The sequence below is a fragment of the Chryseobacterium rhizosphaerae genome (assembly GCF_003385455.1).
Classification (GTDB): Bacteria; Bacteroidota; Bacteroidia; order Flavobacteriales; family Weeksellaceae; genus Chryseobacterium; species Chryseobacterium rhizosphaerae.
This window is the reverse complement of sequence record NZ_QNUF01000017.1, coordinates 40,487-63,277: the sequence shown is the minus strand read 5'-3', so window position 1 is coordinate 63,277 and position 22,791 is coordinate 40,487. Positions and strand designations below refer to the sequence as shown.

The following is a 22,791-nucleotide window of genomic DNA, read 5'->3' as shown; positions in this document are numbered from 1 at the left end:
AATCATTGGAATTTCATCCATCCATCGAACAGTCATCCATTCAGGAAATTAAAAAGTTTCAGGAGATAAAACTTCAGGAGCTATTGGTTTATCTTGAAAATAATTCACCTTTTTATCAAAAGCTATTCAAAGAAAATGATATTCATATAAAGAATATCATCACCCTGGAAGATCTGCAGAAAATCCCTACGACCACAAAAAATGATTTACAACAGCATAATCATGACTTTTTCTGTATTCCTCCGGATAAAATTGTTGATTATAGCACAACTTCAGGAACACTGGGAGATCCAGTGACATTTGGACTGTCTGACAGTGATCTTGAGAGACTGGCTTACAATGAAGCCATCTCTTTTGCCTGTGCAGGAATTCAGAAAGGAGATGTGGTACAGATGATCACAACCATTGACAAACGCTTTATGGCTGGTCTTGCGTACTTCTTGGGTTTAAGAAAAATGGGGGCAAGCGTTGTGAGAATGGGACCAGGAATTCCGGAACTTCAATGGGATTCTATTTTTAGGTACCAGCCTAAGTACCTGATTACCGTGCCTTCTTTTTTGCTGAAAATGATTGATTATGCCGAAAAACACGGTCTTGATTATAAAAATTCCAGTGTTTACGGTGCTGTCTGTATTGGAGAAAGTATCAAAAACCAGGATTTTACAGATAATATTCTTTCTCAGAAAATCAAAGAAAAATGGAATATCAATCTTTTTTCAACCTATGCATCTACCGAGATGAGTACAGCTTTCACGGAATGTGAGTTTCAGATTGGTGGACATCATCACCCTGAACTTATTATTACAGAAATTCTGGATGATCACGGAGATCCTGTGGAAGAAGGAGAAAGCGGTGAGCTTACGATTACTACGTTGGGGGTAGAAGCAATTCCTTTGTTGAGATTTAAAACAGGAGATATTGTAAAAGCTCATTATGAGCCATGTCAGTGTGGAAGAAATACCATGAGATTGGGTCCTGTAGTTGGCAGAAAGCAACAGATGATTAAATATAAAGGGACAACATTATATCCTCCGGCCATGAATGATATTCTGAATGATTTTAATGGTATTCTCTGTTATCAGATCGTTATTCAGGCTAATGAAATAGGACTTGATGAAATTATAATCAGGGTAAGTACAGAGGAAGAGAATGAAAACTTTGTACATGAAGTAAGAGATCATTTCCGGGCAAAACTCAGGGTAAGTCCTAAGATTGAAATGGTAGATTTTGAAATATTATCTAAAACTGTTTACCATCCAAATAGCAGAAAACCAATAACTTTTATTGATTTAAGGTAATTTGAGTTTCAGCATTAGAATAATTCCTTTTTTATGATATATTTGGTGGCTTAAATTTAATGCTACTAACTATGAAAAAATTATTATTGCTGGGGTTCATGGTGATGATCACAACAGCTTTTGGACAGGACAAAATGAAAGTTGTTTCAGGGAGTCTCGGCTTATTAAAAGATCAGACTGAAGTAAATGTAGAACTTCTATTTGAGAATGTATTATTTATGAAAGAAAATATTACAGAAGCTCAATATCTTGAAAACAGGAAAAAACAAGTCTTGGAAAATCCTAAAAGAGGAGAGGAAGCGTGGAAGAAGTGGATTGCAGAATGGGAGAAATATAAAAAAGAAGACTATATAGATTATTTTGCGAAAGGGCTTAATAAATCTTACAAGAATATTTCATTTAAAAAAGACAGCTCCGCAAAATATACATTAATAGTGGAACCCAAATGGATTTTCCCGGGCTGGCATGCCGGACTTACTGCCATGACAGCAGAGATAACCGGTACTATAAAACTGGTGGAAACCACTAATCCCTCAGTTGTGTTAGCGAAGGTAGAACTTAACAAGTTTGATAAATTTGTCAATAATGAAGAATTCGTGATGGAATATGGCAGGATTGCTGCTGCCTACGAATCTGCCGGAAGGTATTTGGGCAAAGAGATTAAAAAAACTTTAAAATAAAAATAAAAACGGCCTGAATTTCAGACCGTTTTTTTATTGTTGATTTTGCTGTTCCTGTTTTTCCTGTTTGATGAGGTTGGCAAGATTCTTAATCACAGTATCATGTTTTTTCACAAACGGATTGTCCTTATTCCATACATATCCTGCTAACACGGCACATATTTTTTTCTTGACATCGGGATTTTCCGGTTGGTGGAAGAATAATTCCTGAAGATTACCTGTATACCATTCCTTTACATAGGTGGTGAAAACATCTACACCATATAAGATATAATCTGTATATTCTTTTTGCCAGTTAATTTTTTCTCCGTTCAGTTGTCTTACAGCTAATTTTGCAGCAAGCATTCCCGACTCTGTGGCAAAAGCCATCCCCGATGAGAAAACCGGGTCAAGAAACTCAGATGCATTACCCGTTAAAGCAAACCCATCTCCAAATAAACTTTTTACCGAACATGAATAATCTTTCAGATGTTTTGGCTCAAAGAGAAAATCTACCTCTCCAAAACGTTTTACATAATAGTCAGATAGAGAAATTGCTTTTCTTAACGCTTCAGCAGGATCTCCGTTTTCAGACAATTTATCAATATATTCTGTAGGACCTACAATTCCTACACTTGTGTTCCCGTTAGAAAAAGGAATGACCCAAAGCCATACCTCTGTTTCAATGATGTCGAAAGATATTAATGTTCCCTCTTCGCCCTCTTCTCTGTTGGTATCCTTTACATGAGAAAAAATAGCAGAATGGGGAGATAATTTTGAAGGTTTTTCAAGATCTAGTAAGCGGGGAAGTACTCTTCCGTAACCGCTGGAATCTATAACAAACTTGGCGTGGATCTCTTTTGTATCTCCGTCTTTGTTTCGGACTGTGGTCACTGAATCCGTACCTTCAAATCTGATAGCAGTAACCTCTGTCTCAAACTCAAGGTCAATTCCTTTATTAATGACCTCCTGAGCCAGGGTATGATCAAAATCAGCTCTCGGAACCTGCCAGGTCCAGTCCCAGCCTTCTCCGAATTTATCACTAAAATCAAAAATGCAGACCTCGTCTCCGCGAAGAAAACGTGCACCCAGTTTTTTTTCAAAGCCCATTTTGTCCAATGCAGGGAAAAGTCCGGCTTCATCAAAGTGGTCCATGACCCTTGGAATCAAGCTTTCTCCAACTACCAGTCTTGGGAATTTTGTCTTTTCAACCACCTTTACGTTGACATTATTCTTCTTAAGGTATGAAGAAGATACGCATCCGGAAGGTCCAGCTCCGATTACAAGAACGTCAACAAATTCTTTGCTCATCTTGATTTTTTATTTTAATAATAACTTCTATCTTTGCCGCAAAATTAGTGACAAATAATTAATATTTTACAAAATTATCAACTATTACTTTTGATTAATGAAAATAAATAACTTTTTAGGACTGAAAGATTTTCAAAAAATTATCATTGAAAATGAAAAAATTGAACTGGATGAATCACTTTTATCAAGAGTCGATACAAGCTTTCAATTTTTAAAGGAATTTTCAAAAAATAAAGTAATATATGGAGTAAATACGGGTTTTGGTCCGATGGCTCAGTTTAAAATCAGTGATGAGGATACCCTTCAGCTTCAATATAATTTAATTAGAAGTCATTCTTCGGGAATAGGAAATCCCTTACCGGCACAGGAAGTGAAAGCCTGTATGCTGGCAAGGCTGAATACCCTGTCTTTAGGAAATTCCGGAGTACATCAGTCTGTTATTTATCTTCTTCAGGAATTGATCAACAGAGATATTACCCCTTTGATTTTTGAACACGGTGGAGTAGGAGCAAGTGGAGATCTTGTACAGCTGGCACACCTGGCTTTAGTACTGATTGGTGAAGGAGAAGTGTTTTACAAAGGAGAAAGAAGATCTACAAACGATGTTTTTGCCATTGAAGGACTTGAACCTATCAAAGTGGAGATCCGTGAAGGGCTTGCTTTAATGAACGGAACTTCCGTAATGTCGGGTATAGGGATTGTCAATGCCTATAAAGCGAATCAGCTGACTGATATTTCCATTAGACTTTCCTGTGCAATTAATGAGATTGTTCAGGCTTATGATGATCATCTGTCTGAAGCTTTGAACGGCACAAAAAGACATTATGGTCAGCAGAAAGTGGCAGAAAGAATGCGTACACATCTTGCAGACAGTAAACTGATCAGAAAAAGAGCAGACCATCTTTATACTCACTTTGAAGAGCAGGAAAAAGTATTTAAAGAAAAAGTTCAGGAATATTATTCTTTACGATGTGTTCCTCAGATATTAGGTCCTGTGCTGGACACCTTGGAGTATACAGAAAAGGTGCTTGAAAATGAAATCAATTCTGCCAATGACAATCCGATTATCAATGTTGAGGATCAGCATGTTTACCACGGTGGAAATTTTCATGGAGATTATATCTCTTTAGAAATGGACAAACTTAAAATTGTGGTAACCAAGTTGACCATGCTTGCAGAAAGACAGCTGAACTATCTTTTAAATGCAAAGATCAACGAAATTTTGCCTCCTTTTGTAAATTTAGGTAAATTAGGTTTCAATTTTGGGATGCAGGGAGTACAGTTTACGGCAACTTCTACTACAGCGGAAAGTCAGATGCTGTCAAACCCTATGTATGTTCACAGTATTCCTAATAATAATGACAATCAGGATATTGTAAGTATGGGAACCAATGCAGCTGTGATCTGTAGAAAAGTAATTGAAAATGCATTTGAAGTACTGGCGATAGAGGCAATTACTATAGTTCAGGCAATTGAATACCTAGGTTTTCCGGATGAGGTTTCATCATCTACAAAAGAGCTTTATGATGAGATCAGAAAAATTATTCCTGCGTTCTCCGATGATATGGTGATGTATCCATATTTAGAGAAAGTAAAGATGTATTTAAAAGCAATGTAATTATTTACCGTAATGAATTGTCTTTAGATTGAGGAGTATAAGCTAACTTAAAAAAAACTAAAACGAAATAAACACTAACGCATGAAATGTGCAATTGTAACAGGAGGCTCCAGAGGAATCGGGAGGGCCATCTGTATAAAACTGGCTGAAGAAAAAAACTATCATATACTGATCAACTATACCTCTAATGAGGCTGCAGCTAAGGAAACATTGACCAAAGTGGAAGAACTTGGTTCTACAGGAGAAATTCTTAAATTTGATGTAGGAAATGCGGAGGAAACACAGAACGTCCTTACAGAATGGCAGGATACAAATCCTTCTGCTGTAGTAGAAGTGATTGTAAACAATGCCGGAATTACCAGAGACGGCCTGTTTATGTGGATGCTGAAAGAAGACTGGAACAGTGTGATCAATACAAGCTTAAACGGGTTTTTCCATGTGACGAATTTTTTTATCCAAAAACTGCTTCGTAATAAATACGGAAGAATCATCAATATGGTTTCGGTTTCCGGGGTAAAAGGAACAGCCGGGCAAACCAATTATTCGGCAGCAAAAGGGGCTCTGGTAGGAGCTACAAAAGCGCTTGCCCAGGAAGTGGCGAAAAGAAATATCACCGTAAATGCTGTGGCACCGGGTTTCATCAAAACAGATATGACCCAGGATTTTAATGAAGACGAGCTTAAAGCGATGATTCCTGCAAACAGATTCGGAGAAGCAGAAGAAGTAGCTGATTTAGTAGCATTTTTAGCTTCCCGAAAAGCATCCTACATTACAGGAGAGATAATTAATATTAACGGCGGAATTTATTCATAAGATGGAAAATAGGGTTGTGATTACCGGAATGGGAATTTATTCCTGCATCGGGACGTCTTTAGAAGAGGTCAGGGAATCCCTATATCAAGGAAAATCCGGTATTGTTTTAGACGAAGACAGAAAAAACTTCGGTTTCAGATCAGGCCTTACAGGGGTCGTTCCAAAGCCGGATTTGAAAAATCTTCTTAACAGACGCCAGCGTGTAAGCATGGGAGAAGAAAGTGAGTATGCTTATCTTGCCACCATTGATGCTTTGAAGCAGGCGAATCTTGACGAAGCTTTTTTAGATACCCATGAAGTTGGGATTTTATACGGAAATGACAGTGTATCTAAGGCAGTAGTAGAGTCTATTGATATTGCCCGGGAAAAAAAAGATACTACATTGATGGGATCGGGAGCGATCTTTAAATCAATGAACTCAACAGTGACGATGAACCTTTCTACGATTTTCAAGTTGAAAGGAATTAATCTTACCATCAGTGCTGCCTGTGCAAGTGGGTCGCATTCTTTGGGGCTGGCCTTTATGATGATCAAGAACGGTTTTCAGGATATGATCATCTGTGGAGGAGCACAGGAAACCAATAAATATTCAATGGCAAGCTTTGACGGGTTGGGGGTATTCTCAACACGGGAAAACGAACCTGCAAAAGCATCAAGACCTTTCGATACAGAAAGGGATGGCTTGATTCCCAGCGGAGGTGCAGCCACTTTAATTGTAGAAAGCTTAGAATCAGCACAAAGAAGAGGCGTTCCTATCCTTGCTGAAATTATAGGCTACGGCTTTTCTTCAAACGGAGGACATATCTCAACCCCTAATGTTGATGGACCGGCTTTAGCTATGGGCAGAGCTTTACAACAATCCGGATTAGCTGCTTCAGATATTGATTATATTAATGCTCATGCTACCTCCACTCCTATTGGGGATGCTAACGAAGCAAAAGCAATTTATGAGATTTTCGGAAGTGAAGTTCCCGTAAGTTCTACTAAATCCATGACGGGACATGAATGCTGGATGGCAGGTGCAAGTGAAGTTATTTACTCTATTCTGATGATGCAGAATGATTTTGTAGCTCCTAATATAAATCTTGAAAATCCTGATAATGAGGCTCAAAGGATAAATTTAGTCTCCAAAACAAAAAATCAAAAAATTGATGTATTTTTGTCGAATTCTTTTGGGTTTGGGGGAACCAATTCTGCATTAATAGTTAAAAAATTTGATTAAAAACATGGAAAGGGAAAAAATAGTGGCCATTGTTAATGATTTTCTGGTAAATGAATTCGAGGTAGACGGAGACGAAATCAGTAATGAGGCCAATCTTAAAAGTACATTAGGCTTAGATAGCTTAGATTATATTGATATGGTTGTGGTGATTGAATCTAATTTCGGAGTGAAATTAGGAGAAGCAGATTTCAAAAAAATGGTGACATTTGATGACTTCTATACAACCATTGAAAATAAGATTGCTGAGAAAAAAGCTTAATTACCTAGTATTGAGTAGATCTTTATTCTTTACAATAATACCCATATAATAATGTGACAGTATACCAATGCCGGACACATTTAATACAATAATTGTTGCGCTGGTATACGGTTACATTGGTAAACAATATTTATGAACAAGTGGAAAGGTAAATCTAAAGGAACGGTATCAGGATACAGAATATTCGTTTGGTGTATTAGAAATATCGGAATCAGAAGTTCATATTTTGTCCTATATTTTGTGGCTGCCTATTACTTTCTGTTCCAGAAAAAAAGCAACCGATATATTCTTTATTATTTTCAGAAAAGACTCAACTACGGATATGGGAAGGCTTTGCGCTCCATATTTCACAGTTACTTCACTTTTGGAAAAGTACTGATTGATAAAACGGCTATTTCTGCCGGACTACGAGAAAAATACACGTATGAATTTGATGGTATTGAAAACCTCAGAAGCCTTTTAGCCGCTAAAAAGGGAGGTGTTCTGATCAGTGCCCATATCGGTAATTTTGAAATTGCAGAACATTTCTTTGCAGATATCGATTTCGACTGCCAGATCAATCTGGTGACTACAGATCAGGAAGTTACCGTGATCAAAGAATACCTGGAAAGTGTTGCGGTAAAAGAAAGTTCCATTAAATTTATTTATGTCAAAGAAGATATGTCGCATATCTTTGAGATTAATCAGGCATTGTCAAATAATGAGTTGATCTGTTTTACCGGCGACCGTTATTTTGAAGGATCCAAATTCCTGGAAACCGAGTTACTGGGGAAAAGTGCGAAATTTCCGGCAGGCCCTTTTCTTATTGCTTCGAGATTAGGAGTACCTGTGGTGTATGTTTATGTAATGAAAGAAAATAATCTTCATTACCATCTCTATGCAAGACTTGCTCAGAATATTAAAAACAGGGATTCTCAGGGACTTCTGCAGTCTTACGTTCAAAATCTGGAGACCATGGTCAGAAAATATCCGCTCCAATGGTTTAATTATTTTGATTTTTGGGATGATGTTGATTAATTTTTCTATTTTTATCCCTGAAAACTAACAAAAACTGAAACCATTTAGATTAGCCTGTCTATGGATCTTTAAAAGACCGAAGGCAGATCACCTCTTGATGAGCAGTCTTAATTTCTAAATTAAAGCACATTCTCCTTGAAGAAAGAATATGACATACTTGTAATCGGCAGCGGATTGGGAGGTCTTGTTTCGGCTCTTATTTTGGCGAAAGAAGGGCTTAAAGTATGTGTATTGGAGAAAAACAATCAGTACGGAGGTAATTTACAGACTTTTTCACGGGATAAGCTCGTCTTTGATACGGGAGTACACTATTTGGGAGGTCTTTCCAAGGGGCAAAATCTAAATACTTTTTTTTCCTATCTGGAAATCATGGATGATCTGGACCTTCAGCGAATGGATGAAGACGGATATGACAGAATCTCCTTTGGTGAGGACGCTATTGATTATCCACATGCTCAGGGATATCAGAACTTTGTTGAGCAGCTATCGGTCTATTTTCCGGACGAAAGAGAAAATCTTGAAAATTATTGTGAGGAAATTCAATATGTGTGCAGCCAGTTCCCCAGATATAACGTCGTGGGAAAAGATAATTATAATGAAGAAATACTGCATCTGAATACCCGAAGGTTTATAGAGTCAGTTACTTCAGATAAAAAACTGCAATCGGTTTTACTAGGCTCTAATTTCCTTTATGCCGGAGATTCTGAAAACGTTCCTTTTTATGTTCATGCTTTAACTGTAAATTCCTACATCCAGAGTGCTTACAAATGTATAAAAGGAGGAAGCCAGATTTCTAAATTATTGATCAGAAAACTTCGTCAGTATGGGGCAGATATTCATAAACATGCTGAGGTAACAGGTTTTATTTTTGATGACAATAATGTACTGACATCAGTGAAAACAGCTTCCGGTAAAGAATATACGGCAAAAAAAATAATTTCAAATATTGAAATCCGCTCAACCATCAAGTTAATAGGAGAAGAGCGATTAAAAAAATCCTTTCTCAACAGAGTTTTAAGCTGGGAGCCTGTTTCATCATGCTTCAGTGTATATTTGGTCTTAAAGCCAAATACTATTCCCAATTTTAATTATAATGTATACCACTATTCCTCCGAGGAGCTGGTGTGGAGTGCCTTCCGTTACAGGAAAGAAACATGGCCGGAAACCTATATGCTTTCATCGTCACCCTCCAGGCATTATCCTGAGTTTGCAGAAAGTCTGACAGCTATTTCCTATATGGACTTTGATGAGGTTAAAGACTGGGAAAATACATTCAATACAGTGGCTGATGATCATGAAAGGGGAGAGATGTATGAGCGGTTTAAGCTGGCGAAAGCAGAGCAAATGCTTGATGCCCTGGAAAAGAAAATTCCTAACCTTACACATGCTGTCAAAAAAATATATACTTCTTCACCGTTGTCTTATCGTGATTATATCGGTAGTTTTGAAGGAAATATGTACGGTTATATGAAAAACTCTGAAAACCCACTTAAAACAATGGTTTCTCCACGTACTAAAATTGACAATCTGTTTCTGACAGGTCAGTCTGTGAATATGCACGGAATTTTAGGGGTAACTATCGGAGCTTTCAATACCTGCTCTGAAATTTTAGGTAAGGAAACTATAGACAGACATTTAAATCAAATGATGTAATAAGAACCCAACGTGAAAAAAACTGATACCAATTCTCTGATCTATAAAAGACTTTTTCTGTATTTTCTTTTTTGCTGTATCCTGGTTTCATGTGGGGTATCAAAGTCTGTTCATCACCTTCCCGATGTAAAACAATATTCACTGGAGATTCCCAAAGTAAATAGAATAAATGATACGACCTTTAGCTATAAACAGAATTATCTGACTAAAAATAAACAGCAGCTCTGGGAGCTTTATATAACAGGGAATCCACTTCAGTTAGGGTATAATAATGGGGCTTTAACACAAAATCTGATGCAGAAACAGGAAGGGATTTTCTTTTCAAAAGTGGAGGGGTTTGTCCCTTCAAAATTCCGACAGAAAATATTGAGAGGCTTTTTAAAATGGTACAACAGAAAAATGTATCTTAATGTAAGAGAAGATTATCAGGCTGAACTGTATGGATTATCACAGTATTCATCAGATCAGTATGATTTTATTGCCCCAAAATACTTACGGAATCTTTACCTGCATGGAGCACACGATATTGGGCATGCTATGCAGGATCTGGCCATGGTAGGCTGCTCTTCACTGGCTGTCTGGAATGAAAATACAGAGGACGGAGATCTTCTGATAGGAAGGAATTTTGATTTTTATGTGGGTGATGATTTTGCAAAAAATAAGTTGGTGGAATTTGTGAAGCCGGAAGAGGGAATTTCTTATATGTCAGTAAGCTGGCCGGGAATGATAGGAGTGGTTTCTGGAATGAATAAAGAAGGAATTACGGTGACCATCAATGCGGGGAAATCAAAAATTCCTTTAACAGCCAAAACCCCTATTTCCTTGGTAACAAGAGAGATCTTACAGTATGCCAAAAATATAGATGAAGCCATTGCTATTGCCAGAAAGAGAAAGGTTTTCGTTTCAGAATCTATTTTGGTCGGCAGTGCTCATGATAAAAAGGCTATAATCATTGAAGTATCGCCCAAAAACTTTGGAGTCTACAGCGTGCAAAATACAAGCAAGGTCCTTTGCACTAATCATTTTCAGTCTGAGGCCTATAAAGATGATACAAGGAACCAAAAGCATATCGAAGAAAGTCATTCAGAATATAGGTACGAAAAGCTGCAGGAGCTTCTTCAGGAAGAAAAAAAGCTTACCCCGGAGAAAATGGCTTCTATTTTAAGAAACAGATCAGGGTTGCAAGGTGAAAATATCGGTTATGGTAACGAAAAGTCACTAAACCAGCTGTTAGCTCATCATGCGGTTATATTTTCTCCTCAGAAAAAATTGGTTTGGGTATCTTCCAGCCCATATCAGCTTGGGGAATTCGTATGTTATGATCTTAATGCAATATTCTCGGATAAAGGGTTGCAGCATAGCGACCTTTCAAAATCACAGCTTAATATCGGGAAGGATCCCTTTGTAGAGTCTCAGGAGTTTAAAAACTATGAGGAATACAGAGTGGTGAATACAAAAATAAGTGATGCAATTCAAAACCGTGAGTTTCTTACAGATAACTATATTGCCCGCTATCATTCCTTAAATCCCGATTTTTGGAAAGGATATTATATGGCTGGAAAATATTATTTTTACAGGAAAGAGTATTCCAAAGCAAAGGCGGAATTTGAAAGAGCCTTAACAAAAGAAATTACAACAGTACCCGATAGAAAGGACACTGAGAAATTTCTGAAAAAAACTTTAAAGAAACTGAAATGATCCCGAAATATATAAAAGTCTTATTCTGTATTCCCTTTGTTATTATTCTGTGTTATTCCGTCTATCTTTTCTCAGTGTATAGCTCGGTTCCGGAAATTATACCAATTCACAGCTATGGAGGGAGAAAAGATGAGTATGGGAGTAAAATATTTCTGTTTTTACCGGTAGTATTAAATCTTATCATTCTCATCTTTACCGGGCTGATTATCAGGAGGCCGGATAAGATTAAATTTACTTTTGAGATCAATGAAAATGACCGTGAAAAAACCTATCATACGGTCCAGATGATTTTAGTAATTCTTTCGATATTTGTCACAATCATGATGAGTCCTCTATCGTTTTTCGATGTTGTTTATCAATAGTTTATTTTGATTTAAATCATTATTTTTCTGTAAAAACAGGCTTTAGTTGTGTTTTAATCAAGTGATTTAATAGTTTTTTTGAAAATTATGTAACATTTTTATGGTTTTTTCTACTAACTGGTGAAATAATATATATTAACATCGGTTAAAAAGTAAAATCAATGAAAAAAATTCGACTTAGTGTTAAGTTTTTATTGCTTTGTTCTTTCTTTGGCTTTGGAGCAGTTTCTGCTCAGAAGTATGAACAAGTAATAAAAGATTATGTTAATTCTGAAAAAGGCTCTTTCCAAAGAGTTGATGAAAAACTTAAAGTTTTTAAAGTAATCAATGTAGATCCGTCTACTAGTTTGAAAGGTGAGGTTGTAGGAATACAGCAAACCGTAAACGGTATTCCTGTATTTGGAAGCTCGGCAAATGTTCTGGTGAGAGAAGGTAAGGTGTTGAGCTTTGCGGATACTTTTGTTAAAAACATTGCAGGGATCAGGGGAAGCGAAAGCTCTAAAAAAGATACTTTTATTGCAGAAACAGCTAAAAAGTTTAATGGTCTCCAAACAGTAAAAAATAGCGAAGGAAAAGAAGAGCCAATAAAAGCCAATGCGGTTTATTTTGCAAAGGGAGGGGATTTACTACTTGGGTATCAGTTTTATATTGAAGAAAAAGCAACCAGCAACGTATGGAATGTTGTTGTAAGCACAGAAGACGGTTCTGTTCTATACCAGGAGAATACAACGCTTTCCTGTGATTTCCATACAGATGCATTTGAACAGCTGCCTCAAAGCTTGTCGCCGGCTATTCAACCTGCAGGAGCTCCGCTTAATACGGCAGGTGTTTCACAGCAGCAAACCAATTTTGTTTTAGCTCCTGATAATGCGTCTTATAACGTATTTGCATTTCCTGTTGAGGCACCTACTTTTGGAGGCAGAACACTGCTTACCAACCCTTGGGATCTGACAGCCTCTCCTGAGGGATGGCATTCTGACGGTACTAATCATTATACCATTACAAGAGGTAATAATGCCTTTGCCTATACTGATGAGGCCAATACAAATGCACCACAGTTTTCCCCTGACGGAGGAGCTGCACGAGCTTTTGATTTCCCAGTGGACGTGACGTTAATGCAACAAAACTATACCTCTGCAGCAGTTACAAACTTGTTTTACGTTAGCAATAAAATGCATGATGTATTTTATAAGTTTGGATTTACAGAGACTGCGAGAAACTATCAGAAAAATAATTTTGGAAAAGGAGGTACCGAGAATGACCCTGTTTTGGCAGAATCAAGAGATGGCAGTGGTCTGAATAATGCTAACTTTAATCCGGGAGTTGACGGAACCAGCGGAAGAATGCAGATGTATCTTTTTGTTCCCAATGGAGCAAGATATCTTTATTATAATGCACCTACCAATTATGTAGCAAGAACACCGGCAGCCGGAACAGCTAATTTTGGTCCACAGCTTATCGGTGGCACACCGGTAACCGGTGATTTAGCTCTTTCTGTACCGGCTGATGCCTGTACAGCTGTAACAGCAGGAAGTCTTACAGGGAAAATAGCTGTTGTAAATGCGGCCGGATGTAATTTTTCCGTTAAAACCAAAAACCTTCAAAATGCAGGAGCAGTAGGGGTTATACAATATCATCCAAGCAGTGATCAGCCCGTAGGTCTTGGAGGAACTGATAATACGGTTACAATTCCTACCATTATGGTTGGAAAATCAGAAGGGCAGTTTTTAGTCAATGATTTGAATAATGGTATTGTAGGTAACGCTACATTGAAGACAGAGGCAGTTTATAGAGATGCAAGTTTAGATAATGGTATTATCAGTCATGAATATGGACATGGAATTTCTAACCGTCTTACAGGAACAGGAAGTTCTTGTCTATCTTATTTCACATCCAACGAGCAAATGGGAGAAGGATGGTCTGATTTCTTTGCATTGATGTTAACTACAAAGCCAGGAGATAATGCTTCTATAGCAAGAGGTGTGGGAACATTCTCTTCAGGAGAAACAACAACCGGAGCAGGGATAAGACCAGCCAAGTATTCTCCGGATTTTGCAATCAATAACTATACTTATGGACGTACCAATGGAATGAAGGTTAATGGTAGCATTAGCGGAATTGCAGTTACCGTACCGGATGTTCATAGTATCGGATTTATCTGGGCTTCCATGTTATGGGATCTTAACTGGAAATATGTTGAGAAATATGGATACAGCAGTGATGTGCTAGCTGATCCTAACAGTGGAAGTGCAAAAGTTCTTCAGCTGGTAATGGATGCTCTTAAATTACAGCAGTGTAATCCTACCTTTGCACAGGGAAGAGATGCTATTCTGGCAGCCGATCAGGCAACAACCAATGGAGAGAATAAATGTATGATCTGGAGTGTATTTGCTAAAAGAGGATTAGGGGTGAATGCATCGGCAGGTACTCTTAACGGCTTGGTGATTGGGGCTAATCAGCCTTTACCGGATATCAATGATCAGGTAGAAGATTTTACAGTACCTGCAGAATGTGCCAACCTTGCGGTAAAAGAGGCTTCTGTTTCTAAAGGTATTTCTATCTATCCAAACCCGGTAAAAAGTGAATTTACGATAAGAATACCTGATGGAATGAACGCATCAGGAATTACTACCGTGTCTATTTATGATTTTACAGGAAAATTGATGACTACGGAAAATATCAATCTTAATAAGCATACTAAAATCAGTGCTGATAAGTTGATCAACGGAGTATATATTGTAAAAATCAAAAATAACGCAATTGATTATTCACAGAAGATTATTGTTTCAAAATAGAACAAAATACTATACTGTAAACAGCCCTGAAATATTGTATTTCAGGGCTTTATTTTTTATTTAGGACTCCGGATTCAGTTTGCTCAGAAACAGGAAAGTGATTATTCCTGAGATGGCAGATAATGCTGTGCTTAAGATAAAACTCCCGATGACATATTGAAGGAGATTATTCTTAATCAGTTCAAAGTTTAAATCCTGGTTTAGGATATTGCTGTCACCCTCTACAAATGGGGCGCCCAGAAATAAAGACGCGGCAATGATAAAGGGAATAAAGGGAGGGAGGCTCACATTGGAAGCGATGAATGCAAGAACTTTATTCAATTTGAAAAGAACCGATAAGCTAATTACAAGAAGGGTCTGGAACCCCCAAAAAGGAGAAAGCCCGATGAAGACTCCAAGTGCAATGGAAAAAGCTTTTGTACGGTTGCTTCCATCGCTTTCTAAGACATCTTCCTGAATGAATCTTTTAAAACTTTTTTTTTTGAAATTATTAATGAAGTTTCGCGGAATAATGTAAATCAGGGTAATCGTCACCAGAATTGTATTCAGGATACTGATTCTTGTGAAATCCTTGAACGGTCTGAAATGGGAAACCCGCTCAGCAGGGTCATACAGAACTTTTATAGGAACATTCTTTACCGGAACATGTCTCCATGCGGTTCTTACAATGATTTCAATCTCAAATTCAAATTTGGGAGTAAAGTATTTCTTTGGAATTTTATGTAAGGGATAAAGCCTGTAACCGGATTGGGTATCTTCCAGTTTAATTCCGGTCTCAAACCAAAACCAGAAATTGGAAAAACGGTTTCCAAAACTACTTTTCTTAGGAATACCGTCCTGAGACATATTTCTGTTCCCGATGAGTAATACATCTTCTTTTTCCTGAAGAAGCGCTTCTACAAATACCGGAATATCATCCGGATAGTGCTGTCCGTCTGAGTCGATGGTAATGGTATAACGGTATCCTGATTCTTTAGCCTTTCTGAAACCTGTTTTTAATGCGTTTCCCTTGCCTTTGTTCTGAGGTAAGGTGATGACAGTTAACTCAGGATATTGAGAAAGGATATTCGGTGTAGAATCGGTAGAACCGTCATTGACAATAATAATACTTCCGGTGTAGCTGAGAACACCGTCAATTACCCTTTTCAGAGTTTTTTCATTATTGTAGGTAGGTATTAAAATGCAGATCTTCTTTTCGGAAATTGCATTTTGTACTTCAGCAAGGGACATGGTTTTATTTTAAAGTGGCTCTTTCTGCTCCGGTAATGGTTTTAGACTGCATAGCAAACCTTTTGATATAGTTTTTCAGGGCTGTATTCTGTTTGCTGTAATTATTCAGAAGGAAGGTTTTGTCTTCTTTCAGACTGCCGCGGTATCCTACTATTTTGGGAATATTTTCCTGAACGCTTAACCTGATCAGACGCAGTTCTGCATTATTAGGATTGCTTTTGATGATGCTTTCAAGGCTTGTCGCTCCAGTTTTTACCAAAGATTTTCTATTTCCTTTAGAAACTTTAGCTTCCATGATTTTAGCTGCCGCCTTATATCCTAAAGTTACCGCATCAGAGCCGGATTGCTTTTCTGCAGTGTCAATAAAATTTTGGGTATTGGCATTAGATTCATTGGCTTTAGCATAGCTGTTTCTCACCGTTTCCAGATCAGACTGGAAGAAAAAAATAAATGCCGCTAAGAAGGATAAAATAAGTTTCATGACGTCAATTTTTTATAGCTTACAGACATCTTTAATGCAATAGTCTCGCCAAAAGAAGTGATATTTTTTACTTTAACATCTTCTCCGTTTTCATCAATATCCAGCTGAAGTCTTAAATCAGGTGTCTCAAAAGGATTGATAATTGCCATGAATTTAACGTTGGATGCTGTTTTTAAAAATAATTTTGAACCCACAAATTCTTCAGTGAGTTCCTTTACAATCTGCATCATACATACTCCTGGTGTCACAGGGTTTCCCGGAAAATGTCCCTTGAAAATATCATGGTCCTTGTTTAAGCTGATATCAGCAATAAAACTTCCGTTTTCTGTTTTTTCGTATGACTGTAATGTATAAAAATCTGTAAGAATGGTCTGCATGATCTTATTTTTTAAGATTAAAAGTATAATAAACTCCAGTCTGGAATGTTACATTGGTGTGATCGTTATATACATGCACAAATCCTTTTTTGATTCGGGCTTCTACTCCGATATTTTTTGTGATGTCGTATCCGGCACCGAGTAATATTCCTAAATCTACACCAATAGGGGAAGGGATGTTTTTGCTATCGGTAAGAAACTCTAAAGTGGGTCCGAAATGGATATTAAATTTATCGAAATAAAATTTATTGACAACCGCCGCGCCCACATAAGAAAGATCGACTGTTTTTGTTTCTACACCGGGGTTTTCGCTTTCAAACTTAGCGCCCTGGCGGGTATAATAAAGTTCCGGTTGAAGAGCATAGAATTTAGCGAAACGTATATTGGCCTGAAAACCGATATAAAAGTCGACTTTTGACTTTATATCAAACTTATCGGCTCCGTACTGATAGTAGCTTTGGTAATCATTGTACCAATAGTTAGTCTGGCCGTCAGAAAGGTGTGAAATATTGGCGCCCAACCTTATTCCCGGGTTGAAAGTTACCTGTGCAAAAGACACCCCTGAAAGGAGCCCAATAAATAAGAAATATAATTTTTTCATGAAGTTAATCTGATTCCGTCTCGGTTATTTGAACTAGTTTTATATTGATCCTAAAATCCTTGTGCTGCAGGTTTAGGCTGTCCGCGAAGATATGCTTTTTTGCCTCAAAAGTAAAATCGATTTTTTCTTTATTATTCCTGGTATAGATGATTTTTTTCAGCAATCCGCTTTCTTTATTGAAAAATAAATAATAGCCTTTATGATCGTTTTTTGACAGGTAAATTCTGGCGTCTTTATTCTCAAAACTTTCATTGATTGGATACTGTTTTTTCAAAAGTTCCCGAAAGTCGTTTTTTAGAAAATTGATGACCACTTTTTTGTCGAGATCCGGAAGAACATAATTCAGTTTAAAATCATCTTGTGAAATCTCAAAATCAATCAGCTTATTTCCGAAATCTGAAGTTAATGCGACACGGTGTGTCGTCTCACTCAGTTTTTTGATGATCAGAATGCCGCTTACATGATTTTTGTAAATGTCCATCTGGCACTTGTATACATAATCTTCAGCTGAAGAAAAATAAAGGTTCTCCACGGTTTTCTTTGATTCAGAAATAGGTTGTACATCCGTAAGCTGATAAGACTTACAGGAAATAACCCCTATTGACATCAGGCTATAAACTAAACTCAGACGCAGGAATCGAAGCATTGATCTTGGTATTTTTGAAAACAATATTGGTAGTATCTCCTGAGGCTTCCGTCATATTAACCTGGGAAACCGTTGACTGGTTCTTTGGGAAATAAAGTTCAATCTGTTTGATATATTTCAAAAGCTGAGATGTTTTAGGAACGAATTTCGCAATATTGTAATTTCCGCTTTTAAAATAAGTTACAGTGAATTCAGGATCACTGAACATGGTTCCATTCGAGCTTCCTACAATAAGTTTATTGATCTTTTCAAATGTTTTGCTTTTTGCATCTACAGAGGACTTTTTCCCCTGATCATTGATGAAGATCTTATTGTTTTTAAATACAATGCTGTATTGATAAGGCTTTGTATATTTCCAGCTCAACATATTCGGGGTCTGTAATGACATTTTTCCGTACGTAACGATGTTCTTATCCAAAAAGTCCATTTTTTTGGTTTGGGTGAAATCGCTTTGCAGTGTTTTGATCTCTTTGGTTTCAGAGGAAACTTTGGAGACAAAAGCTTTTGCTTCAGCTCCGGACATTGCTGTATTTTGAGCAAAAAAGAGACCGGATATTAATAAAAATGCTCCGAAAGCAATATTTTTAATCATTTTTCTTTGAATTTGTAATTGAATCAATGGTAAAAGTAGCATACTTTTTATCTTCCAAAAATACTAATAAATCTACCAGTACACGGTAAGTCTTTTCCGATGTGTCGTGGAGAAGGATGATACTTCCTTTTCGTAAGCCTTTCGTTATTCTTCTGTAAATTTTCTTTTCATTATCAATAACGGTATCTAAAGACCGGACATTCCACCCTATACTCTTTTTATGGGTTCTTTTAATAGCTTTTGCAATATTGGGATTGGTAACCCCGAAAGGAGGTCTGTACAATTCCGTTTTTATATTTCCCACTTTGGATATCACGTCGTCGCATTTTTCAATTTCCTCAATCATTTTAGAAGCAGATAAAAAGCCTGTCGAGTTAGAATGAGTCAGCGTGTGATTTCCAATGGTATGACCTTCTTCAATGATTCTCTGAAAGGTTTCCGGATGTTTTTCAATCTGTTTTCCAATACAGAAAAAAGTGGCCTTTATCTGATGTTCTTTTAACAGATCTAAAAATTGGGGCGTAAACTCCGTAGGACCATCATCGAAAGTAAGAGCAACTTCTTTAGCTCTTGTCCGCTTATGGGTGATACTGTTGACGAAATATCCCAGTTCAATATGGAAAGAACCCCAAACAACTACTGCAGAAAAAGCCAGAAAACAAGCTATATATACCCAAAAGCTTCCATGAAACGCATAAATAAAAACGTTACAGAAAAGGTAAAATAGAATGAAGAAATAGTGTTTCATCGTTCGTTGTTTTAAAATTGAACAGGGAAATGAGTACCTGTTTTACCTATATTATTGCATTGATTGTGCCATTCCGGAGGAATAGGAACTGATTAATTCAAATCATTAGTGTTTAGATTTTTTACACCTCACCTCATCCTGCTCTGAATGCTAAACAAAAGAGTATTATTATCTGTTGGTTTGTCTTTTTGTCAATTACACTCTTTCCAGTAATACCAAACTATGATCATGCCCTGCCAGATGATTATATAAAAGTATGTTTTTCACTTCACTTTTTGTATTTCCGTTGACCATCATTACCTCCGGAATCTGTTGTTCTTTAAGAATATGACAGGCTAAAAAAGTTGAAAAACCACTGGCTGTATTGAATTCTCCACTTAAATGTTTGTAATAGAGTAAAGCTGAAGCTGGAAATATATTCATAGCTTCTGTATAATATACATCAGATGTTGCAGCTCCGCTGAAACCTAGAATAACCGCATCAATATCACGGTCTGAGAGATTGTTTTTCTTTAGAAAATCCTGAATAAAATCCTGAGTTTCATTCAGTTCTAATGTATTGATAATCCGAATGTCTGTAAGCTTTGCATAAGAAGTTTCAGTCTTATTTTTTCCTACTACAAAAAAACTGGCTCCTTCGCCCCAGATTACTCCATCAGTTGTGGAATGTAAATAATCTGCAGGAAGATCTTTTTCTTTTTTAATGATGTTGTGCAGGCAGTAGAGTTCCATCGTTCTGCCGGTCTGTTCATCGGTAGAGCCTACCAAGATATTTTCGGCTTCTCCATCTTTGATCTGAAGCTGAGCATCCAGTAATGAAAACTCCAGAGATGAAGAGGTATTTACATAGGTGAAATTATAAGCATGGCACTGCAGTGCTAAAGCAATTTGCCCTGAAACTGTATTATGGGTAGATTGGATAAAGAATGTAGGCGTTAAAAACTCCTCATTATTATCAATTACATTTTTCAAAAACTTTTCAGAATCCTGAGAACAGCCCATTCCGGTTCCTACAATAATAGCATCCGGCTGTGTGATTCCTGCCTCCTGTAATGCATAATGTGAAGCAACGGAACTCATTTTTACTGTTTTAGACATTCTTCTGATCATAGCAGGAGGAATGAATTCTTTGTAATTAGGTTCTATCGCTTTTAGCATTTGTACTGAACTTTCAGGACTAAGATTCTGTAGGATGTTTTCGTTTAAAGTGTCCTGAACAGATATGCAGGATGCACTGTTGATGTAAACGGAACTCATGATTTTGAGAATATTAAGGTTGAACAGTTTCCTCCAAATCCAAATGAATTGGAAAGTACATGATTGATATCCTTCTTTTTAAGTTCAGTGACAGGTGTTAAGTCAAACTCTGCCATTTTCGTTGTAAAATTAAGATTCGGAAAAATGAGACCGTTTTGCATTGCTAAGATTGAAAAAACAGCTTCGATCCCGGCAGCGGCGGCCAGAGTATGTCCTGTAAATGCTTTTGTTGAACTGAATTCAGGAACCTGGTTTTCCCCAAAGATTCTGATCATAGCAATTCCTTCTGATAAATCATTATTAGGAGTTGCGGTTCCATGAACGTTGATATAGTTAATGTCTTCTTTAGCTAATCCCGAGATCTTGAGAGCCTGCTGCATGGCCAGAAATGCGCCCTGTCCGTTTTCTGAAGAAGCTGTCTGATGATGGGCATCATTAGCATTTCCATAACCGGAAAGGTAAGCAAGAACTTTTTTATTTTCTTTTTTTACAATTTCCTCAGATTCAAGCACCAAAAAAGCGGCTGCCTCTCCTAAGTTTAGTCCTTTTCTATCATTGTCAAAAGGAGTATTATAAGAATCTGTAAGAATCATCAGTGTATTGAATCCATTCAAAGTAAATTTTGAAAGAGAATCGGTACCTCCCACGATGACACGGTCTAAAACTCCGTTTTTAATCAGCTTGGCCCCCATCATAATGGCATTGGCTGCAGATGAACAGGCGGTACTGATGGTAGAAACCATGCCTTTCAATCCCAGATAACCCGCAATAGCCAATGAGGAGTTTCCGGCATCATGAGCATCAATATATTTTTGCTTTTCAGGAAAGTTTTCATAAGAGTAGAAATACTTTTCAGTGATATCCATTCCCCCTACACTGGTAGAAGAAATCAATCCGGTTCTGTATCCGTTGATCTCTGAAATTCCGGCACTTTCTATCGCTTCTTTTGCGGCAACCATTCCTAATAAAGAAGTTCTTGTTACATTATTGTCTTCATCAAGCTGAAGCTTTTGTATAAGTTCTTCATTAGATAACTTTACTTCACCTGTTTTAATCGCTCCGGCATGACGGGTTTCAAACATCTGGATATCTGAAATTCCGTGCTTCCCGGATTGTAGTGAAATAAAATTTTCCTCCACATTGTTTCCAATAGAGGAAATGATGCCCATTCCTGTTATGGCAATTTTTTGGCTCATTTTAGTAAGTACTGTAACAATGTAAGAGTTTACCAATTATTGGTACATTGTTACACCGTTAGATTGTTGTATTAGTTTATTTTGTTCTGTTGTTTTCGATAAATTGAGCCATAATATCGATAGATTGGAAAATTTCCTTTCCTTTTTTAGGATCAGCTAATTTTATTCCGTAATCTTTATCAAGAAGAACGATAAGTTCCAAAGCATCGATAGAATCAAGTCCCAATCCGCCTCCGAATAATGGATCTGTATCTTTGATTTCATCTACAGAAACATCTTCAAGGTTAAGAACTTCAATAATTTTGTGCTTCAATTCAGTTTTTAAGTTTTCCATAATTATATCATTTACCAGTTTACCAATAATTGTTACATTGCTACACTGTTATATTGTTACTTTTTTATAAGGTTAGCAAATATACAAAAGCTTTGTAATTTTCCTGAAACAATTCAACCCAGCCACATAATACTTTATCTGCTTTTCCGGATCGGAGGAGCTGCTCCGAATAATTGTTTAAAAAATTTTCATCAAATTCATCCAAAACAAAAAAAGCATTCTCCGTCTGCATTTTGTGTTTGATACTGATTTCACCTACACAAATATTGGGTAAGGTATAAACAAATACTGCAGGACTTGGGAAATAATTTTCCTGGGAATTAATACTTTCCTGATATTTGAAATCAGTGTCAAGACTGGATGATTTGTTGGCAAGAACCAGAGCGGTCCGGCTATGATCCCCGTCTTTCAATATCATTTCAGCAGCAAGGAAGGCCAGTTTACTTAGACTGTCCATTTTGTGGAACTTAGGATAGTTCAGCTCCAGATTTTTATAAGCTTCTTTGGCAAATTCCGGGAATGTATTGCTTTCACTTTCAAAAATAAGGTTTCCATCAACGGTTATTTTTGAATTTTCTATGGTGCAGGTATTGATTTTCCTCATTAATGCGCTTCCATTTTTTA

At 37.1% G+C, this 22,791-nt stretch carries 23 protein-coding genes; 11 read left to right on the top strand and 12 right to left on the bottom strand.

Annotated elements, in window-relative coordinates; translation table 11 throughout:
- Positions 1-5: 5 nt before the first annotated feature.
- The gene (locus DRF57_RS14635) at positions 6-1,298 is read left to right on the top strand and encodes a phenylacetate--CoA ligase family protein (protein ID WP_047492413.1); all 1,293 of its coding nucleotides are present in this window, start codon (positions 6-8) and stop codon (positions 1,296-1,298) included.
- A gap of 71 nt (positions 1,299-1,369) precedes the next feature.
- Positions 1,370-1,978, top strand: a complete 609-nt coding sequence (locus tag DRF57_RS14630) for a hypothetical protein (protein WP_115919310.1) — start codon at positions 1,370-1,372, stop codon at positions 1,976-1,978.
- Between the two features lie 33 nt (positions 1,979-2,011).
- Here DRF57_RS14630 and DRF57_RS14625 read toward each other — a convergent pair whose 3' ends face one another.
- On the bottom strand, positions 2,012-3,268 hold the full coding sequence (locus tag DRF57_RS14625; protein WP_115919308.1) for an NAD(P)/FAD-dependent oxidoreductase: 1,257 nt from the start codon (positions 3,266-3,268) through the stop codon (positions 2,012-2,014).
- 97 nt (positions 3,269-3,365) lie between these two features.
- Here DRF57_RS14625 and DRF57_RS14620 point away from each other — a divergent pair, with 97 nt between their 5' ends.
- From DRF57_RS14620 to DRF57_RS14580, 9 genes are all read left to right on the top strand, one after another.
- Positions 3,366-4,886 (top strand): HAL/PAL/TAL family ammonia-lyase, encoded by a 1,521-nt coding sequence (locus tag DRF57_RS14620; RefSeq protein ID WP_084087089.1) that lies wholly within the window; start codon positions 3,366-3,368, stop codon positions 4,884-4,886.
- 81 nt (positions 4,887-4,967) lie between these two features.
- Positions 4,968-5,699 carry a 3-oxoacyl-ACP reductase FabG gene (gene fabG, locus DRF57_RS14615; RefSeq protein WP_115919306.1) on the top strand — a complete coding sequence of 244 codons (732 nt, stop codon included), beginning with the start codon at positions 4,968-4,970 and terminating at the stop codon, positions 5,697-5,699.
- A gap of 1 nt (position 5,700) precedes the next feature.
- Positions 5,701-6,921: a beta-ketoacyl-[acyl-carrier-protein] synthase family protein gene (locus tag DRF57_RS14610; protein WP_115919304.1), complete on the top strand. Its 1,221-nt coding sequence runs from the start codon at positions 5,701-5,703 to the stop codon at positions 6,919-6,921.
- 4 nt (positions 6,922-6,925) lie between these two features.
- On the top strand, positions 6,926-7,180 hold the full coding sequence (locus DRF57_RS14605; protein ID WP_047492437.1) for an acyl carrier protein: 255 nt from the start codon (positions 6,926-6,928) through the stop codon (positions 7,178-7,180).
- Between the two features lie 132 nt (positions 7,181-7,312).
- Positions 7,313-8,197 carry an LpxL/LpxP family acyltransferase gene (locus DRF57_RS14600; RefSeq protein WP_115919303.1) on the top strand — a complete coding sequence of 295 codons (885 nt, stop codon included), beginning with the start codon at positions 7,313-7,315 and terminating at the stop codon, positions 8,195-8,197.
- A 135-nt stretch (positions 8,198-8,332) separates the two neighbouring features.
- Positions 8,333-9,850: a phytoene desaturase family protein gene (locus DRF57_RS14595; RefSeq protein WP_115919301.1), complete on the top strand. Its 1,518-nt coding sequence runs from the start codon at positions 8,333-8,335 to the stop codon at positions 9,848-9,850.
- Between the two features lie 12 nt (positions 9,851-9,862).
- Positions 9,863-11,548, top strand: a complete 1,686-nt coding sequence (locus DRF57_RS14590) for a C45 family autoproteolytic acyltransferase/hydolase (RefSeq protein WP_115919299.1) — start codon at positions 9,863-9,865, stop codon at positions 11,546-11,548.
- Positions 11,545-11,910, top strand: a complete 366-nt coding sequence (locus tag DRF57_RS14585) for a hypothetical protein (protein ID WP_047492443.1) — start codon at positions 11,545-11,547, stop codon at positions 11,908-11,910. Before DRF57_RS14590 ends, DRF57_RS14585 begins: the two co-directional genes overlap by 4 nt.
- A gap of 161 nt (positions 11,911-12,071) precedes the next feature.
- Positions 12,072-14,705, top strand: coding sequence for a T9SS-dependent M36 family metallopeptidase (locus tag DRF57_RS14580; protein WP_115919297.1), 2,634 nt, complete (start codon positions 12,072-12,074; stop codon positions 14,703-14,705).
- Between the two features lie 60 nt (positions 14,706-14,765).
- On the opposite strand, the gene DRF57_RS14575 is transcribed toward DRF57_RS14580, so the two are convergent.
- From DRF57_RS14575 to DRF57_RS14525, 11 genes are all read right to left on the bottom strand, one after another.
- A complete protein-coding gene (locus DRF57_RS14575) occupies positions 14,766-15,935 on the bottom strand; it encodes a DUF2062 domain-containing protein (protein WP_115919295.1) in 1,170 nt (389 codons plus the stop codon).
- 4 nt (positions 15,936-15,939) lie between these two features.
- Positions 15,940-16,416, bottom strand: coding sequence for a hypothetical protein (locus DRF57_RS14570; RefSeq protein ID WP_047492450.1), 477 nt, complete (start codon positions 16,414-16,416; stop codon positions 15,940-15,942).
- Positions 16,413-16,793 carry a 3-hydroxyacyl-ACP dehydratase gene (locus tag DRF57_RS14565; protein ID WP_115919293.1) on the bottom strand — a complete coding sequence of 127 codons (381 nt, stop codon included), beginning with the start codon at positions 16,791-16,793 and terminating at the stop codon, positions 16,413-16,415. Before DRF57_RS14565 ends, DRF57_RS14570 begins: the two co-directional genes overlap by 4 nt.
- A gap of 4 nt (positions 16,794-16,797) precedes the next feature.
- Complete coding sequence (locus DRF57_RS14560) at positions 16,798-17,394, bottom strand: outer membrane beta-barrel protein (protein WP_115919291.1); 597 nt, start codon at positions 17,392-17,394, stop codon at positions 16,798-16,800.
- Positions 17,395-17,398: 4 nt separating this feature from the next.
- Positions 17,399-18,040 (bottom strand): hypothetical protein, encoded by a 642-nt coding sequence (locus DRF57_RS14555; protein WP_115919289.1) that lies wholly within the window; start codon positions 18,038-18,040, stop codon positions 17,399-17,401.
- A complete protein-coding gene (locus DRF57_RS14550) occupies positions 18,006-18,632 on the bottom strand; it encodes a LolA family protein (protein ID WP_047492453.1) in 627 nt (208 codons plus the stop codon). The genes DRF57_RS14555 and DRF57_RS14550 overlap by 35 nt, the downstream gene beginning before the upstream one ends.
- Positions 18,625-19,380 carry a polysaccharide deacetylase family protein gene (locus tag DRF57_RS14545; RefSeq protein WP_047492456.1) on the bottom strand — a complete coding sequence of 252 codons (756 nt, stop codon included), beginning with the start codon at positions 19,378-19,380 and terminating at the stop codon, positions 18,625-18,627. The genes DRF57_RS14550 and DRF57_RS14545 overlap by 8 nt, the downstream gene beginning before the upstream one ends.
- 195 nt (positions 19,381-19,575) lie before the next feature.
- Positions 19,576-20,637: a beta-ketoacyl synthase N-terminal-like domain-containing protein gene (locus DRF57_RS14540; RefSeq protein ID WP_115919287.1), complete on the bottom strand. Its 1,062-nt coding sequence runs from the start codon at positions 20,635-20,637 to the stop codon at positions 19,576-19,578.
- Complete coding sequence (locus tag DRF57_RS14535; protein ID WP_047492462.1) at positions 20,634-21,833, bottom strand: beta-ketoacyl-[acyl-carrier-protein] synthase family protein; 1,200 nt, start codon at positions 21,831-21,833, stop codon at positions 20,634-20,636. Before DRF57_RS14535 ends, DRF57_RS14540 begins: the two co-directional genes overlap by 4 nt.
- Positions 21,834-21,909: 76 nt before the next feature.
- Positions 21,910-22,167 (bottom strand): phosphopantetheine-binding protein, encoded by a 258-nt coding sequence (locus DRF57_RS14530; RefSeq protein WP_084087107.1) that lies wholly within the window; start codon positions 22,165-22,167, stop codon positions 21,910-21,912.
- Between the two features lie 64 nt (positions 22,168-22,231).
- Positions 22,232-22,771 carry a beta-ketoacyl-[acyl-carrier-protein] synthase family protein gene (locus tag DRF57_RS14525; RefSeq protein ID WP_115919285.1) on the bottom strand — a complete coding sequence of 180 codons (540 nt, stop codon included), beginning with the start codon at positions 22,769-22,771 and terminating at the stop codon, positions 22,232-22,234.
- Positions 22,772-22,791 lie beyond the last annotated feature (20 nt).